Origin of the sequence: Pontibaca salina, from assembly GCF_016307205.1 — a bacterium.
In the GTDB taxonomy this organism is placed as follows: Bacteria; Pseudomonadota; Alphaproteobacteria; order Rhodobacterales; family Rhodobacteraceae; genus Pontibaca; species Pontibaca salina.
This window is the reverse complement of the sequence record NZ_JAEIJD010000010.1, coordinates 1-14,702: the sequence shown is the minus strand read 5'-3', so window position 1 is coordinate 14,702 and position 14,702 is coordinate 1. Positions and strand designations below refer to the sequence as shown.

The 14,702-nt window shown below is 57.5% G+C and carries 14 protein-coding genes; 8 read left to right on the top strand and 6 right to left on the bottom strand.

Annotated elements, in window-relative coordinates:
• Window positions 1–24 precede the first annotated feature (24 nt).
• From pth to JAO82_RS11485, 3 genes are all read left to right on the top strand, one after another.
• Entirely contained in the window at window positions 25–708 is a 684-nt protein-coding gene (gene pth, locus JAO82_RS11495) for an aminoacyl-tRNA hydrolase (RefSeq protein WP_198686530.1), read from the top strand.
• Between the two features lie 84 nt (window positions 709–792).
• Window positions 793–1,956: a serine hydrolase domain-containing protein gene (locus JAO82_RS11490; protein WP_198686529.1), complete on the top strand. Its 1,164-nt coding sequence runs from the start codon at window positions 793–795 to the stop codon at window positions 1,954–1,956.
• Window positions 1,957–1,978: 22 nt separating this feature from the next.
• Window positions 1,979–2,350 (top strand): DUF2237 family protein, encoded by a 372-nt coding sequence (locus tag JAO82_RS11485; protein ID WP_198686528.1) that lies wholly within the window; start codon window positions 1,979–1,981, stop codon window positions 2,348–2,350.
• A 9-nt stretch (window positions 2,351–2,359) separates the two neighbouring features.
• Here the strand turns inward: JAO82_RS11485 and trpB are convergent, their stop codons facing one another.
• From trpB to rpsA, 5 genes are all read right to left on the bottom strand, one after another.
• The gene (trpB, locus tag JAO82_RS11480; RefSeq protein ID WP_198686527.1) at window positions 2,360–3,592 is read right to left on the bottom strand and encodes a tryptophan synthase subunit beta; all 1,233 of its coding nucleotides are present in this window, start codon (window positions 3,590–3,592) and stop codon (window positions 2,360–2,362) included.
• 66 nt (window positions 3,593–3,658) lie between these two features.
• The gene (locus JAO82_RS11475; RefSeq protein WP_198686526.1) at window positions 3,659–4,321 is read right to left on the bottom strand and encodes a phosphoribosylanthranilate isomerase; all 663 of its coding nucleotides are present in this window, start codon (window positions 4,319–4,321) and stop codon (window positions 3,659–3,661) included.
• Window positions 4,305–4,676, bottom strand: a complete 372-nt coding sequence (locus tag JAO82_RS11470) for a lipopolysaccharide assembly protein LapA domain-containing protein (protein WP_198686525.1) — start codon at window positions 4,674–4,676, stop codon at window positions 4,305–4,307. The genes JAO82_RS11475 and JAO82_RS11470 overlap by 17 nt, the downstream gene beginning before the upstream one ends.
• A gap of 4 nt (window positions 4,677–4,680) precedes the next feature.
• Window positions 4,681–4,962: an integration host factor subunit beta gene (gene ihfB, locus JAO82_RS11465; RefSeq protein ID WP_198686524.1), complete on the bottom strand. Its 282-nt coding sequence runs from the start codon at window positions 4,960–4,962 to the stop codon at window positions 4,681–4,683.
• Between the two features lie 282 nt (window positions 4,963–5,244).
• The gene (gene rpsA, locus JAO82_RS11460) at window positions 5,245–6,924 is read right to left on the bottom strand and encodes a 30S ribosomal protein S1 (protein WP_198686523.1); all 1,680 of its coding nucleotides are present in this window, start codon (window positions 6,922–6,924) and stop codon (window positions 5,245–5,247) included.
• Between the two features lie 276 nt (window positions 6,925–7,200).
• On the opposite strand from rpsA, the gene JAO82_RS11455 reads away from it, so the two are divergent.
• The gene (locus JAO82_RS11455) at window positions 7,201–7,647 is read left to right on the top strand and encodes a DMT family transporter (RefSeq protein WP_198686522.1); all 447 of its coding nucleotides are present in this window, start codon (window positions 7,201–7,203) and stop codon (window positions 7,645–7,647) included.
• A gap of 211 nt (window positions 7,648–7,858) precedes the next feature.
• Here the strand turns inward: JAO82_RS11455 and JAO82_RS11450 are convergent, their stop codons facing one another.
• Window positions 7,859–8,587, bottom strand: coding sequence for a GntR family transcriptional regulator (locus JAO82_RS11450; RefSeq protein ID WP_198686521.1), 729 nt, complete (start codon window positions 8,585–8,587; stop codon window positions 7,859–7,861).
• Between the two features lie 1,077 nt (window positions 8,588–9,664).
• Here JAO82_RS11450 and JAO82_RS11445 point away from each other — a divergent pair.
• From JAO82_RS11445 to JAO82_RS11430, 4 genes are all read left to right on the top strand, one after another.
• A complete protein-coding gene (locus JAO82_RS11445; protein ID WP_269812828.1) occupies window positions 9,665–10,831 on the top strand; it encodes a M24 family metallopeptidase in 1,167 nt (388 codons plus the stop codon).
• 256 nt (window positions 10,832–11,087) lie between these two features.
• Window positions 11,088–12,593 carry an NCS1 family transporter gene (locus JAO82_RS11440; RefSeq protein WP_198686519.1) on the top strand — a complete coding sequence of 502 codons (1,506 nt, stop codon included), beginning with the start codon at window positions 11,088–11,090 and terminating at the stop codon, window positions 12,591–12,593.
• A gap of 194 nt (window positions 12,594–12,787) precedes the next feature.
• The gene (gene nusG, locus JAO82_RS11435) at window positions 12,788–13,300 is read left to right on the top strand and encodes a transcription termination/antitermination protein NusG (RefSeq protein ID WP_198686518.1); all 513 of its coding nucleotides are present in this window, start codon (window positions 12,788–12,790) and stop codon (window positions 13,298–13,300) included.
• 57 nt (window positions 13,301–13,357) lie between these two features.
• Window positions 13,358–13,981: a transposase gene (locus tag JAO82_RS11430; protein ID WP_198686517.1), complete on the top strand. Its 624-nt coding sequence runs from the start codon at window positions 13,358–13,360 to the stop codon at window positions 13,979–13,981.
• Window positions 13,982–14,702 lie beyond the last annotated feature (721 nt).

The window sequence follows — 14,702 nt, the reverse complement described above, 5'->3', positions numbered from 1 at the left end:
ATCGGTTAACTGACGAGGTGTGCCATGCAGCTCTTTGTCGGGCTTGGCAATCCGGGCGGCAAATACGCGCGCAACCGCCACAATATCGGCTTTATGGTGGTCGATCGAATCGCCTCGGATCATGGCTTCGGACCTTGGAAATCCAAGTTTCAGGGCCAGATCAGCGAGGGAATGCTTGACGGCGCAAAAGTGCTGCTTCTGAAACCCACCACCTTTATGAACCGCTCGGGGCAATCCGTGGGCGAGGCGATGCGGTTTTACAAGCTTGAGCCCGGTGACGTGACCGTCTTTCATGACGAACTCGACCTTGCTCCCGGCAAAATGCGGGTAAAACAGGGCGGCGGTCATGCCGGGCATAATGGGTTGCGCTCGCTGCATGCCCACATCGGCGAAACTTACGCCCGTGTCCGTCTCGGCATCGGGCATCCCGGCCACAAGGATCGGGTAGCGGCATATGTGCTGCATGATTTCGCCCGCTCCGACGAGGAGTGGCTCGACGACTTGTTGCGCGGCATTTCCGATGGGGCCCCGCATCTGGCAACAGGCGACAGCGGACGGTTTATGAATGCCGTAGCCCTGCGCACAGCTCCGCCGCGCTCCTCGAACCGCCCCGAAAAACCATCGGAAAATCCATCGGCGGCCCCTGCCCCGGAGGCCGAACCGGACCCGCGCAATCCCCTGCAAAAGCTGGTGGATCGGTTCCGCTGACGCGGCTTTTGCTTTGCCTATGTGATCGCCGGGTCTGATAGCGCCCTGCGCCCTTTGGAACCCGGATTGAACAGGGAACACGACATGCGCAGATTCGGGAAATGGCTGGGTCGTATCTTGCTGATGCTGATACTGGCGGTGGCCACCGTGGGATTCTGGAACCGGGACGATATTTCGCGCCTGCTGACGGTGAACGCGCTGTTTGACCAAGGCAAGATTGTCCAGAATTTCAGCCATATGAATCAAGTGTTCCCTACGGTGCCTCTGGACCGGGGTCACGGGGCGACCAGTGAACTGTTTTATGGCCCGGAAACCAACCTACCCGATGGCGCGCAGAATTGGATTGCACAGCGCAGCGTGACATCGCTGCTGGTGCTTAAGGACGGCGAAATCAGGTACGAGGAATATTTCCTTGGCACCGGCCCTGATGACCTTCGTATTTCTTGGTCCCTTGCCAAGAGCTATTTGTCGGCCCTGTTCGGCGTGATGCTGGACGAGGGGGCGATTGATTCCATCGATGACCCGGTAACAAAATACGCGCCAGAGCTGGCGGGCAGCGCCTATGACGGGGTGAGCATCCGAAACGTGCTGAACATGTCGAGCGGCGTGCGGTTTGATGAGGATTATCTGAAATTTGGATCGGACATCAACCGAATGGGCCGGATCGTCGCGCTGGGTGGCACGCTGGACGACTTCACCGCCTCATTTGTCGATCGCTCCGCTGAGCCGGGTGAAGAATGGGCCTATGTCTCGATCGACACCCATGTGATCGGCATGGTCATCCGGGGCGCGACCGGGCGATCGATCGCCGCCCTGTTGTCGGAAAAGATCATCGCACCGCTGGGGCAGGAACAGGACGGCTATTACATCACCGACGGTTCTGGCGCCGCATTCGTGTTGGGCGGGCTAAACCTGACCACTCGGGATCACGCCCGTTTCGGGCTGATGATCGAACAGAACGGTCATTTCAATGGCCAGCAGATCGTGCCTGCCGACTGGATCGCCGCCGCGACGGCCTCCAGTGCGCCGACGCCACCGGGGGAAATGCAATATGGGTATCAGTGGTGGGTGCCGGTCCGAGCCGAAAAAGGTGAGTTTTTCGCGCGGGGCATTTATGGTCAGTATCTCTATATAGATCAGGAACGGGATGTGGTGATCGTTGTCACCGGCTCCGACCGGCAGTTTCAATCCCCCGGCACACATGAAGAAAACATCGCAATGCTGCGCAAGATCGCAGCCAGCCTATAATGGCCTATAATGAGGTATGATCATGACCCCAGACGATAGTATCAATGTTCTTGGCGATGCACTTGCCCCCTGCTCGCATACCCCAGTGACTGGGTTCTTTCGCGATGGCCATTGCAACACCTGCGCCGAGGATCGCGGCAGCCATACCGTGTGCGCGGTGATGACCGACGAGTTTCTGGCGTTCTCAAAATATCTCGGCAATGATCTTTCGACGCCGCGCCCAGAATTTCAGTTTCCCGGTTTGAAGGCAGGCGATCAGTGGTGCCTGTGCGCGGCGCGTTTTTTACAAGCCTATCAAGAAGACTGCGCGCCGCGTGTGCGGCTGAGCGCAACCCATGCCCGGGCTCTGGACATCGTGCCGCTGGACGTGCTGGAAAGCCACGCCATCGACTGAGATAGGCGCCTAGATGGCGTCGCTCATATCGAAACCCAGTGCGCGTGCGACGGTGAAGATATCCTTGTCGCCGCGGCCGCACATGTTCATGCAGATTATATGGTCCGACGGCAGCTTGGGGGCAATCTTCATCACATGGGCGAGCGCATGGCTGGGCTCCAGCGCGGGGATGATACCCTCCATGCTACAGCTCAACTGGAACGCTTCCAGCGCCTCCACATCGGTGATCGCGACATATTTTGCGCGCCCGATTTCATGCAGCCACGAATGTTCCGGCCCGATACCGGGATAATCCAGCCCGGCCGAAATCGAATAGCCTTCGAGAATCTGCCCGTCATCATCCTGCAATAGATAGGTACGGTTGCCGTGCAGCACACCGGGCCGTCCGCCGGTCAGGCTCGAGCAATGCTCCATCTTCTCGTCGACGCCCTTGCCGCCGGCCTCAACCCCGATGATGTTCACCGATTTGTCGTCGAGGAACGGATAAAACAGCCCCATCGCGTTCGATCCCCCGCCGACAGCGGCGATCAATGTATCGGGCAGACGCCCTTCGGCCGCCTGCATCTGTTCGCGCACTTCCTTGCCGATGATGCTCTGAAAATCACGCACCATCGCCGGATAAGGATGCGGTCCGGCCACCGTACCAATGCAATAGAATGTGTCGTTCACATTGGTCACCCAATCGCGCAGGGCGTCGTTCATCGCGTCCTTGAGCGTGCCACGGCCCGACGTTACAGGCACGACCTCGGCCCCTAACAAGCGCATCCGGAACACATTGGGGGCCTGCCGCTTGACGTCGTGTGCCCCCATATAGACAACACATTTCAGCCCAAATTTGGCGCAGACGGTGGCGGTGGCGACCCCGTGCTGGCCGGCCCCTGTTTCGGCGATGATGCGGGTCTTGCCCATACGGCGTGCCAGAATGATTTGGCCCAGCACGTTATTGATCTTGTGCGCCCCGGTATGGTTCAGCTCATCCCGCTTGAGGTAGATTTTTGCGCCGCCCAGATGCTGACTCAGCCGCTCCGCATGATACAGCGGGCTGGGACGACCGACGTAATGGGTCCAGAGATCCTGCATCTCGGCCCAGAAGCTGTCATCGTCCTTGGCCTTTTCGTATTCCTTTTCAAGGCGTAGGATCAGCGGCATCAAGGTTTCGGAAACGAACCGCCCGCCGAAATCTCCGAACCGGCCCTTTTCATCGGGGCCAGTCATGAAGGAATTGAAAAACTCGTTCGCCATTGCGTCCTCCGCCTTCGGGTCAGAAGGCGTTTATAGCCATTGTGTAAGCGGCGTAAAGCGGCGTACTCAACCTTGCGCTTGTTCTGTCGCCCGTGCCGCCTGCACGAACGCCCGCATCAGGGGACCATCCTTTTCGCCGGGCGCGCTTTCCACCCCCGAGGAGACATCGACCTGTTGCGCGCCGGTCATGCGCACGGCCTGTGCCACGTTGCGCGCATTCAGCCCCCCGGCCAACATCCACGGTACCGACCAGCGCCGATTGGCGATCAGCCGCCAGTCAAAGGCCAGCCCATTGCCCCCCGGCAGATCATCGGGCTGTGTTGGCTTGGCATCTATCAGCAATTGGTCGGCCACCTGACTATAATCGCTAAGCGCGGCCAGATCGCCCTCATCCGCTACCCCGACCGCTTTCATTACAGGCAAGCCGAAACGGGCACGGATGGCGGCCACGCGGTCCGGGCTTTCGCGCCCGTGAAGCTGCAACATATCAAGCGGAACGGTCGCGACCAGCCGGTCCAGTTCCGCGTCCGTCGCATCGACGGTCAGCGCGACCCGACAGATGCCGGCCGGCACGGATTGAGCCATGAAAGCAGCGTCTGGCAAGGTCACATTTCGCGGTGAGCGAGGATAGAACACGAAGCCGACATAATGCGCTCCGGCCAGTATGGCGGCGGGAACGTCCGAACTCTGGGTCAGACCGCAGATCTTGACCTTAACGTCGCTCGGCATGGGTCGGCACCGCATCATCGAGAATCGCCAGAACCTGGTCCTTGCCCTGGTGCTTCTGCTCCTTCAGGTGGTCAACCTCGCGCTCAAGCTTGCGCACCTCACGGTCTTTCACCGCTGCTTTTCGGCGATGTTTGTATTCGCGCAGCCACTCCCAGACAAAGCCGATAACCAGCCCGACGATGATCCCTCCGAGAATCACCAAAAACAGCGGCAAGCCCAGTGACAGGTTGAACCCAAGCAGCCCGGCCAGCGCGTCTGGCATCAATTTGACTGTGACAACGGCGCGATTCGCCAAGGCCATAGATACGAGGACGATGGCCAGAAGAGCCAGCAGGGCATAGCGGATGTAACGCATTGATTTAATTTCCGTTTAAACGATCCCGCAACAGCTTGCCGGTCTTAAAGAACGGAACATGCTTTTCCTCAACATGCACCGTCTCGCCGGTTCTGGGATTGCGGCCGATCCGCGCATCGCGCTTTTTCACCGAAAACGCACCAAACCCGCGCAACTCAACCCGGTCGCCACGCGCCATCGCATTAGTGACCTCTTCGAAGATCGTACTTACGATCCTTTCGACATCCCGCTGATACAGGTGCGGGTTTTCATCGGCAATCTTCTGAATCAGCTCTGACCGGATCATTGTGAATGTCTCCCAGGGGCAGCAAGGTTGGCGCGTTCCTTTGCGGTAACTATAAGTAGAAATTTCTCAAACCGAAACCGGAACTATTGGAGTTTACACGATATTTTCAAATTGACGGGAGAAAACGCCCCATATGTGGTCCGATTTAACCGCGAAAACGGTGCATGGACCCCTGTCGACCGCTTTTATCAGGCTTAGATAGCAGAGCCGATTCGCGCAAAAGAAACGGCCCCACGCCTGTGCGCGGGGCCGTCTGAATTTCAGATTAGCATCTGACAGCGATCACTCGTCGCCTTTAAGTGCTGCCCCAAGAATATCGCCAAGGCTGGCACCGGAATCCGAGCTGCCATATTGCTGGACAGCTTCTTTTTCTTCGGCAATCTCGCGGGCCTTGATCGACATGCCGAGACGGCGAGTCTTGGCGTCCACGTTGGTTACCCGGACATCAACCTTGTCGCCCACGTTAAAGCGTTCGGGACGTTGCTCCGAGCGGTCGCGCGACAGGTCGCTGCGACGGATGAAGGCTTTCATCCCCTCATACTCGACCTCGATCCCGCCTTCCTCGATCGCGGTGACGGCCACCGTCACGACCGAACCACGTTTGACGCCGTCAACGGCCTCCGAGAACTTGTCACCGCCCAGCGCCTTGATCGACAGGGAGATACGCTCTTTTTCGATATCGACCTCAGAGACAACCGCCTGAACGATATCGCCCTTGCGGTATTCCTGCATGGCCTCTTCGCCACGCTGGTCCCAGCTGAGGTCTGAGAGGTGAACCATGCCGTCGATATCGCCTTCCAGTCCGACAAACAGACCGAATTCGGTGATGTTCTTGACCTCGCCCTCGACCTGCGTGCCTTCGGGGTGGGTTTCTGCGAACACCTCCCACGGGTTGCGCATGGTCTGCTTGAGGCCCAGCGACACACGACGCTTGGTCGGGTCGATTTCCAGAACCATGACTTCAACCTCTTGCGAGGTGGACACGATCTTGCCGGGATGGATGTTCTTCTTGGTCCAGGACATCTCCGAGACGTGCACCAGACCTTCGACGCCCGGCTCCAGCTCGACGAACGCGCCGTAATCGGTGATATTGGTGACGCGGCCCGTATGGACGCTGGACAGCGGATATTTCGCGCCGACCAGATCCCATGGATCTTCCTGAAGTTGCTTCATGCCCAGCGAAATGCGGTGGGTTTCCTTATTGATCTTGATGACCTGAACCTTGACGGTCTCGCCGATCGACAGGATTTCACTGGGGTGATTGACGCGACGCCACGCCATGTCGGTGACGTGCAACAGACCGTCAACACCACCCAGATCAACGAAGGCACCGTATTCGGTGATGTTCTTGACCACACCATCGACCGCCTGCCCTTCGTGCAGATTGGCGATGACTTCGGCGCGCTGTTCGGCACGGGACTCTTCGAGAATGGCGCGGCGCGAAACCACGATATTGCCACGGCGGCGGTCCATCTTGAGAATCTGGAACGGCTGTTTCAGACCCATCAGCGGACCGGCATCGCGCACGGGGCGTACATCGACCTGGCTGCCTGGCAGGAACGCCACGGCGCCGCCCAGATCGACGGTAAAGCCACCCTTGACGCGGCCAAAGATCGCGCCTTCGACACGGTCTTCGTCGGCATAAGCGGATTCAAGGCGGTCCCATGCGGCCTCGCGGCGGGCCATTTCATGGCTGATCACGGCTTCGCCGCGTGCGTTTTCGGCAGAGCGCAGGTAAACCTCGACTTCGTCGCCGACTTCGATTTCGGGCGCTTCGCCGGGGTTCGCGAATTCTTTAAGATCGACGCGGCCTTCCATCTTGTAACCGACATCGATGATGGCCTGGCCTGCTTCAACAGCGATGACCTTGCCCTTAACGACAGACCCTTCGACGGGTGTGTCCATTTCGAAGCTTTCGTTCAGGAGCGCTTCGAACTCCTGCATGGATGCGTTAGCTGACATGTAAAAGTTGTTTCCTATTCATTGCATTTTTTCTGGCCGCGCGGTTGTCTCCGCCGGTCTTTCGGAGGTTCGTTGGTCACTGGAGCCGCAAAACAAATAGGGCCGGATTTTACCGACCCTGCTCGATGTTGCCTTGCGGTATTATTCACCTTTTCGACGCTGTCGCATATAGCGCGGTTTGACAGAACAGACAAGTCCCCGCGTGCGGTGCGCGCCGTGTCTAAAAATCTGTGCAGGACAAGCTGCACACCACCTTCCTGAAAGGACTGCATCATTATGTCATCCATCACGCTGGCAGCCCTGATCGCGGTGGCCACCGCTGGGTTCGCCATTACCCTGCAAGCGCCGATTAACGCGGCGCTCGGACGCAATCTCGGCAGCACACTGGGCGCGGCCTCGGTGTCTTTCTTCGTCGGCTTTTCGCTGCTGCTTGCGCTTTCATTCCTGCGCGGCGAAGCGGGTGCCTTCATGCGCCTTGCCGCGACGCCGCGTTGGATGCTGGTTGGTGGCGCTCTAGGTGCGTTCTATGTCTGGGCAGCCTTATGGAGCATCCCGATTCTGGGCGCGCTCACCACTGCTTCGATGTTGATTCTGGGGCAAATGATTGCGGCGCTGGCCATCGATCATTTCGGCCTGATCGGCCTGCCGGTACGCGAGATCAGCCTGCCCCGCCTTGCGGCGGCGGGGCTGGTCGCGGCTGGTCTGGTGCTATCGCGCTTTTAGCCATACGCGCTAAAGCATCCCGCCTTTGACTTGAGACATAACCGGCAGCGGTGAAATAATTCTAACAATTATCGGGTGAGTATAGGTCGCAGATTTCGGCGATTGCGTTGAACATGTCGGTGAAGGTGTGCGCGCCGTAGGTCCCTGTCGCTTCGCCGCATAATGTCGAGCTGAGCGGTTCGCTGCAGTCTGGACCGGACGCGCCGGCCCCTCAAGCTGGGCCGCCCAACTTTGCATACGAGGCCAACACATCTGTCAGGGAAATGGTCTCTTCTCTTATCGAATCAGTGAAGGCGCGCTGAAACATTGCTTCAAGATGCGTCCTCATTAGCTCGCGAGCTCTGGCTTTCTCATCTGCTTCGAGTGCGTTAATTATCGCGAGATGTTCTTCGATATTGCATTGATTCCAGTTCGGTCGCCCATATAAGTACAGGATGAGCGAGCTCTGGGGGAACAATGGGTTCAGATAGCCTGCAAGAACCTTGCTCTTCGTCATCTTAGCAAGCTTCCTATGAAACTCGCAGGCATGTCGCATGTATAATGTATGATCCTTATGGACAAACTCATGCTCATGTTCAACCGATGCACGCAACTCCTTGACTTGTGCCTCGGTCAAGTTGCCCGAAAGGTAACGGACAACGATATCCTCAAGCTCCATGCGGATACGAAGAACGTCCACACCATGCTCCATGCTCGGCTTGGCAATCGTGACGCCCTTGTTTTGACGAATTTCGACCAGGTCATCGCTCGCTAACATCTGAAACGCAGTCCTGACAGCATGGCGGCTGATATTGAACTGCTCGCAGATATCCCTTTCGATAAGTCTTGTTTCAGGGGCTAATGCCTGCTCGACTATGGCTTGGGTCAGTATGTGATATAATTGTTCGGCATCTCTATTGGCTCTGGATTTTGGTTTCCGCTCGCCTGTGACCTTTGACATAGATAAAGCACTCCGTCTTGTAGTTTGGTTGGGCCCCACCCAATCCCTATTTTGGATACTCGCTTAAATAGTGAGCTAACCGGATGAAATATTGCCCATTTGTATTGACCCCGCTGAATCTGCTCAGATTAAGTTGCTAATCTGAATGCCTCGGTTGGCGTGCGCTTTGCAAGCTCCTGATTTGGGCGGCGGTTGTTGTAGAAGCTGATCCAGTCGCCGATGCAACGCGTCGCGTACTGGATGCATTCGAACGCGATGCCCGCGGCGCGTTTGCGGACCTGCCAGCCCTTGATCTGGAGATGACCGCGCAGGACGTGAACTTAATGAACCAGTGCAGCCGGGCAAAGGTTCGATAGCCGAAGGGCAAGACTGCTTCAATCATCGCCTGCACCGCCTCTGCGAAGCCCCGATCGCCCTGCAGAACCGGCTGTTAACACCGATTCGGTGCGCTAAGGGCCATTTGGCCAAGGTGTTTAGGTCAACCACCCTGACACTATACCGGAAACTCCACAAACTGACAGCAAATAACTCACATAATCGAAAGTTAATAATTGACAGAATCGCCAGCAGAATATTCACTGCCAGTGAGCAAGCAAACTTGCGAAAAATAGTTACAAACAACCAACAGAGGAAACAAATTGGCAAACATTATAATCATTCCAGATACTTAGGTTGCCTCCTCCGCTCCACTCTCCGCCGCATAGAGGCGCCGCAGCTGGGCGTTTCGAGCTGAACAGATAGGCGGACACAGACCGAGCGCTAAGACACGGGTGCAACCCACCCGCGGACTTAGGTCTTTGCTAACTCTGTTAGATGGATGGCAGCACCGTACTGACTGTTCCTGGCCTTAGATAGCGGTGCAGAGCCTTACGACTGTGGCGTAGCGGCGAGTGCAGCCCCTCCCCCCGTCGGTCCGGAACGCGACCCACACGACAGCAACTAACCACACTCGGGCGCGGTTCGCTCGGGCAGAAACCGCTTTTTTCAATGAACCGAAGGAGAAATAAATGTCCGAAATAGGAGCAAATGCCCCCCTCGTACTGAACGATTACATCGCAACAGAAGGACAAAGCCAAAATGGGTGAGACTGGAGTTGACTGGGAGGGTCGTATCGATTGGCCCAAACTGCGCGCCTTTCGCACTGCGAACATCGCAGCTGCGATGAGGAAAGAAGGGGTTAAGGCGCTCCTCGTCCAACGGTACGAGAACGTCCGTTATCTGACCTGCATCCGACCGTTTACCAGTCTCATCTATCATCCTCGATATGCTGCGATCCTGTTTGATGACGGCCGCGTATGTTTGCTGACAGAAGCAGGTGACCTTGCTCATGCCAAAGCAAAAATGCCGTGGCTCGATGAGATACGGGTCTGGCCGTATGACAATGACGAGATCATCAAGAACGTATCCGACGCGCTGTCCGAGAATGGTGTATCTTCCGGCCAATTGGCATTTGATGACGTAACTTCACCAACTGTCCTCTTTGCTTTGCAGAAGATATTTCCAGACCTGCAGCTTATTGACTGGACTGCCACTTTCGGTGTGGCGCGGGCACGCAAGAGCCCCGAAGAAATTCAGGTCATTCGCAGCGCCGTTGAGATTGCTGAGGTCGGAATGGCGGCGGCGCGCGATGCAATCGGTGAAGGTGTAAAAGAAAGCGTTCTTGCGGCGCGCATGGTGGCCTCCATGATCGAGGCGGGGGCTGATTCCATTGCCACGTTCCCTCAGGTTTCAACCGATGCAAATCGTCGGATGGCGTCGGACGCTCGACTGCGCCATGGTCAGGTGGTTTTGCTCGACATCAACATTTCCTACAATGGCTATGTCGGTGACTTTGCCCGCACCTATAGCGTGGGCGGGCCAAATGCTGAGCAGAAACACGCCTTTCACACGCAGATTGCATGCCTCGACGCCGCAATCGGCGCTGTCAAGCCCGGCGTTGACATCGCAGACGTGCATGACGCCGTCAAAGAGGTTGTAATGAGCGCGGGGCTCCAAGAGCATTGGGCGGATTACATCACCGGGCATGGTGTCGGCGCGAGCATCGGCCCATTTGAGCAACCGCTAATCGGATCAACGTTGGGACCAATGCGAACCCTTGAGGAAGGCATGGTGATTGCGTTCGAACCTGGTTTTTTCGACCCCAAACTCGGCCCCATCCGCAATGAGGAAATGGTGCTGGTCACCGAAACAGGCCATGAAGTGCTGACCAAATTTGGGTATTGTGCAAAATTGGGAGCGCCATAACGCCGTGCGCATCAGCGATGCTTCCAGCCAAAGTCAATTGATCCAGAGGCTACTGGCAGTCTGGTATGACAACGACCTTGCTTAGAGGAAATGGCAGACCGTCCGGTATTGAAAATATTTCGTGCAGCCGCCCTCAGTCGGGGCTGCACAACCGGACCCATTATTTCGAGCATGACGGCGTATTGACCGACATCACACCGGCCGCTTCAGAGCCGCGCGTCGGCCAGACTCAACTGACAACAGGGAATACAAAAATATGAGCTTAACAAACCAAATACGCGAAGCTGAACACGAGCGCAGCGCGCTGATCGAGGAATCAATCCTTCCCACGCTGCTCGGCCAACGGCCGATCGGCCTCATCGGCTATGCCGGGATATGGGTGGGGATCGCGGTCATCATCGCGACCTATTCGCTCGGTGCGGCGGGCGTAGGCGGCGGTGTGCCGTTAGCCTCCGTGATCCTGATCATCGTTCTCGCCAATGTCGGAATCGGGGCCTTGATGGTCCTGACCGCCGACATCGGCACCGAACACGGCTTGTCTTTTGCGGTCTATCTGCGCGCGCCGTTCGGAATTCACGGCACACACCTGCCATCGATCTCCCGCGGGATCGTCGCGGCGATGTGGTTTGGCGTCCAGACCTATCTGGGCGCACTCGCGCTTAACGGGATCGGAGAGTATTTCCTGGGATTCAACAACTGGTTTGTCTGGTACGTGGCCTTCGGCGTCCTGCAGGTGGCAAATACCGCTATGGGCATCAAGTCGGTCGAACGGCTTGCCTCACTGGCGGCGCCGGCGATTATCGCCATCTCGATCTGGATGTTTTTCACGTTGGAAGGCTTGGCCTCAACCAATGGCATCAACATCTGGAATTTCAAGGGAACCGGGGAAATGACGCTTCTGGTGCTCTTCATTGCCAACTTGGGATTCTGGTCGACGCTTGCGATCGACATCCCGAACCTGACCCGGTTCGTGAAAACACAGGCCGGGGCCAAGGGGTTTGTAGCGCGTAACCGCAACATCTTTCTGGCGCAGCTCATCGCTCTGCCGGTCACCCAAGCCATGATTGCCGGGATCGGCGGCGTCTCCTTTATCGCGACCGGAAACTGGAACCCAATTGAGGTGATCCAAGGACAAAGCGAAGGCCTGTCGCTCGTGGTGCTTTTGGCACTTGTGGTATTGGCGCAGTGGTCGACCAACAACTCGGCCAACCTTATCCCCGCGGCGTTGACTTTCGTCAACTTCGCGCCGCAGATCATCAACTACAAGATGGCGGTTGCATTGGCCGGCATCGTCGGCACACTCTGTTTTCCGTGGGAGCTCCTCGACAACCTGTTCGTCTTTCTCGGCTATTACGGCGCGTTCCTATCGGCAATCGGCGGCATAATGGTCGCAGATTACTACGTGCTTCGCAAACGGCGCATAAACGTCCCCGATCTTTATGACGCCAATGGTCAATTCCGCTATACGGGCGGATTCAATCCGGCGGGCCTTCTGGCCTGGCTGATCGCGGGAGCGGTGGCGGCGTGGTATGCGCAATACGCCTTTCTCATCGGGTTCCCACTGGGCTTCGTGATCTATCTGCTCCTGATGAAGCTGATGGTGCTGCCCGACAACCCGCAGGCCGAGATTACCTCAGGATACTCGAACAACTATCTGGCCACCAGCGAAGGCGTCAGCTGGGTTTATCTCGGCCACGGCCAGTTCCGCCGGATGAACCCTGAAGAAGCGCTCGGAGAAATGATCGGGCGCGAGGATCTCTGACCTATCCCCAACCCTCCAAACTTGCTCGCATTCCTCACCGGAATGCGGGCATTTTTTGGATCGATGAAGTTCCCTGAAACGCGGTGAGTTTGTCAGAGCCCATCGCCTTAAAGACAGGAACACCGACTGGCCGCAGTTGAAGTTGCGCAACGATCAAGTATACGGATGGATGGTTTTGAATAAGCGGTGACAGCATGACGATCGTGAATGACAGCGCAACTTGGTTTTTGGCGCAGCTGAAGCCCAAGAGCCACCGCATAGCCGAGCGCAATCTTCGCCGTCAGGGTTTCACGACCTTTCTGCCGATGCAGGACCGCACCCGGACGCGGCATGGCAAGTTCAGCACCACGCCGGAGCCGCTGTTTCCCGGATATATCTTCGTTGCCTTTGACACTGCCCAAGGCGGCTGGCGATCTGTTAACGCAACCAGTGGCGTGACACGGCTGGTCAGCGTCGGCGGCGCGCCGGTCGCCGTTCCCCAGGATCTGGTTTCGCAATTGATGCAGCGTTGTGATGCGGAGGGAAAACTCCGGACGGCGGCAGACTTGGCCCCGGGAGATCGGGCCCGCTTTTCCTCTGGCCCCTTCGCGGGTTTTGTGACCGAGATCGAAGCCGTCGCCCCGGACAGGCGGGTCTGGGTGCTCCTCGAATTCATGGGCCGGACGACCCGGGTCGCGGCGGATCCGGTAAACCTTCATCCTGCTTAGGGAAGGTCTTGCCACGATTGCAGAGGGGTCGCAGGATTTCGGACCAGTTGCCAAGCTATGGCGACGCGGAACCGCAATTCGGCTGAGTTCAAGGCTAATGTTGCGCTTGAGGCCATCGGTGCAGGATTGATGATGGCCGAACTGGCCAAGAAACACGCTATCCATCCAATGGTGATTGATGGCTGGAAGAAAGCGGCGATGCTGCCCAGCAAGGCCCCCGGCCTGTGGCAGGTAAGCTGCGATTTGGCGACTGCCAAAGAACGGGTATCTGGTGAAGACCCGGTCAATCTCGTTCATCGGCTTGATCTTGGGCGCTTTCACCCGCACGGAATCGCCCAGCAGATCTTCAGGGCGCTCGCAGCCCTTCAGAAGTTCGTCCTGCAGCTCCTTGGAAATCGTCATCGTCCTTGCTCCGCTCAGGAAGCGCGGGTCAAAACGCAGTTTCACAGAAGATCTAACATTCGCATGAGCTGCCTGCGTGTAAATCCGCAATCACAACATTGCCTCTCTCCCGTCAAATCCCAGCGTGGCGACCAGCAAGCGTGCGGCACCCGCGAAATCACTTTGGCCCAGGGCTGCCGGGCCTGCGTCCAAGACAGCGCTGTCTTGGACCACTCTCTCCTGTCGGGAATTTTTTCGCTGTTTGCATTCCGTGTGGCTTTTGCTATCGGTGCCGATTGACCCATCATGGCACGCGATGGCTTCAGATCTAACCCCTTTTAAACAAGGCGCCACGCAGGCAGTCCTTGTGCGGTAGCCTGCCCGGGTCTGCGATGGTCACCGCCCGCGCCCGCCGTCAAGAAGCCGTGTGATTTTGACTCGTGCGCTTGCTGCAGGGCAATCCAAGGTTAACGCAGCGGCGGCGCCACGCAGTCAATCACCAACCCGCCAATCGCAAATGGCTGGGTCAAGCGCGGCCAATTCAGCGCGGCGCAAGGCAAGCGTCGGTACGCCGATGCCTCGACCCCAACGGGGTCGCGGTCTAGGCCGCACCGACCCCAACGGGGTCGCGGTCTAGGCCGCACCGACCCAGCGGTTTTTACGACGCATATAGTGCAAAGACGCGGCGCTCACGGCAGCGATGGCCGGATTGCTGGATGCGTTCGGCGGTGATGGAAACGGTGCCGACGCCATCGCGAGACGGGCTGAGCCGATTGCACCAGCGCCTCGGCTTGCGCCCGGAGCGGCGTTTTGCAAGGTTTGCTGTCCGGGCGCCGATGGTAAACGTTATCGGGCGTTTGAACGTTGAGAGTTTATGTTATCAGGTAGTTGGATGTGCTGAAGAATTCTTCAGCCTGAGCTACTCCCCATTTGTTGGGCAGTATTTGGCATAATTTAAGCTACTCTTTGCACCTGCTGATCGGGGTTGGATGTTTCAATTCGCTGCCAGTAGAGCACAGCT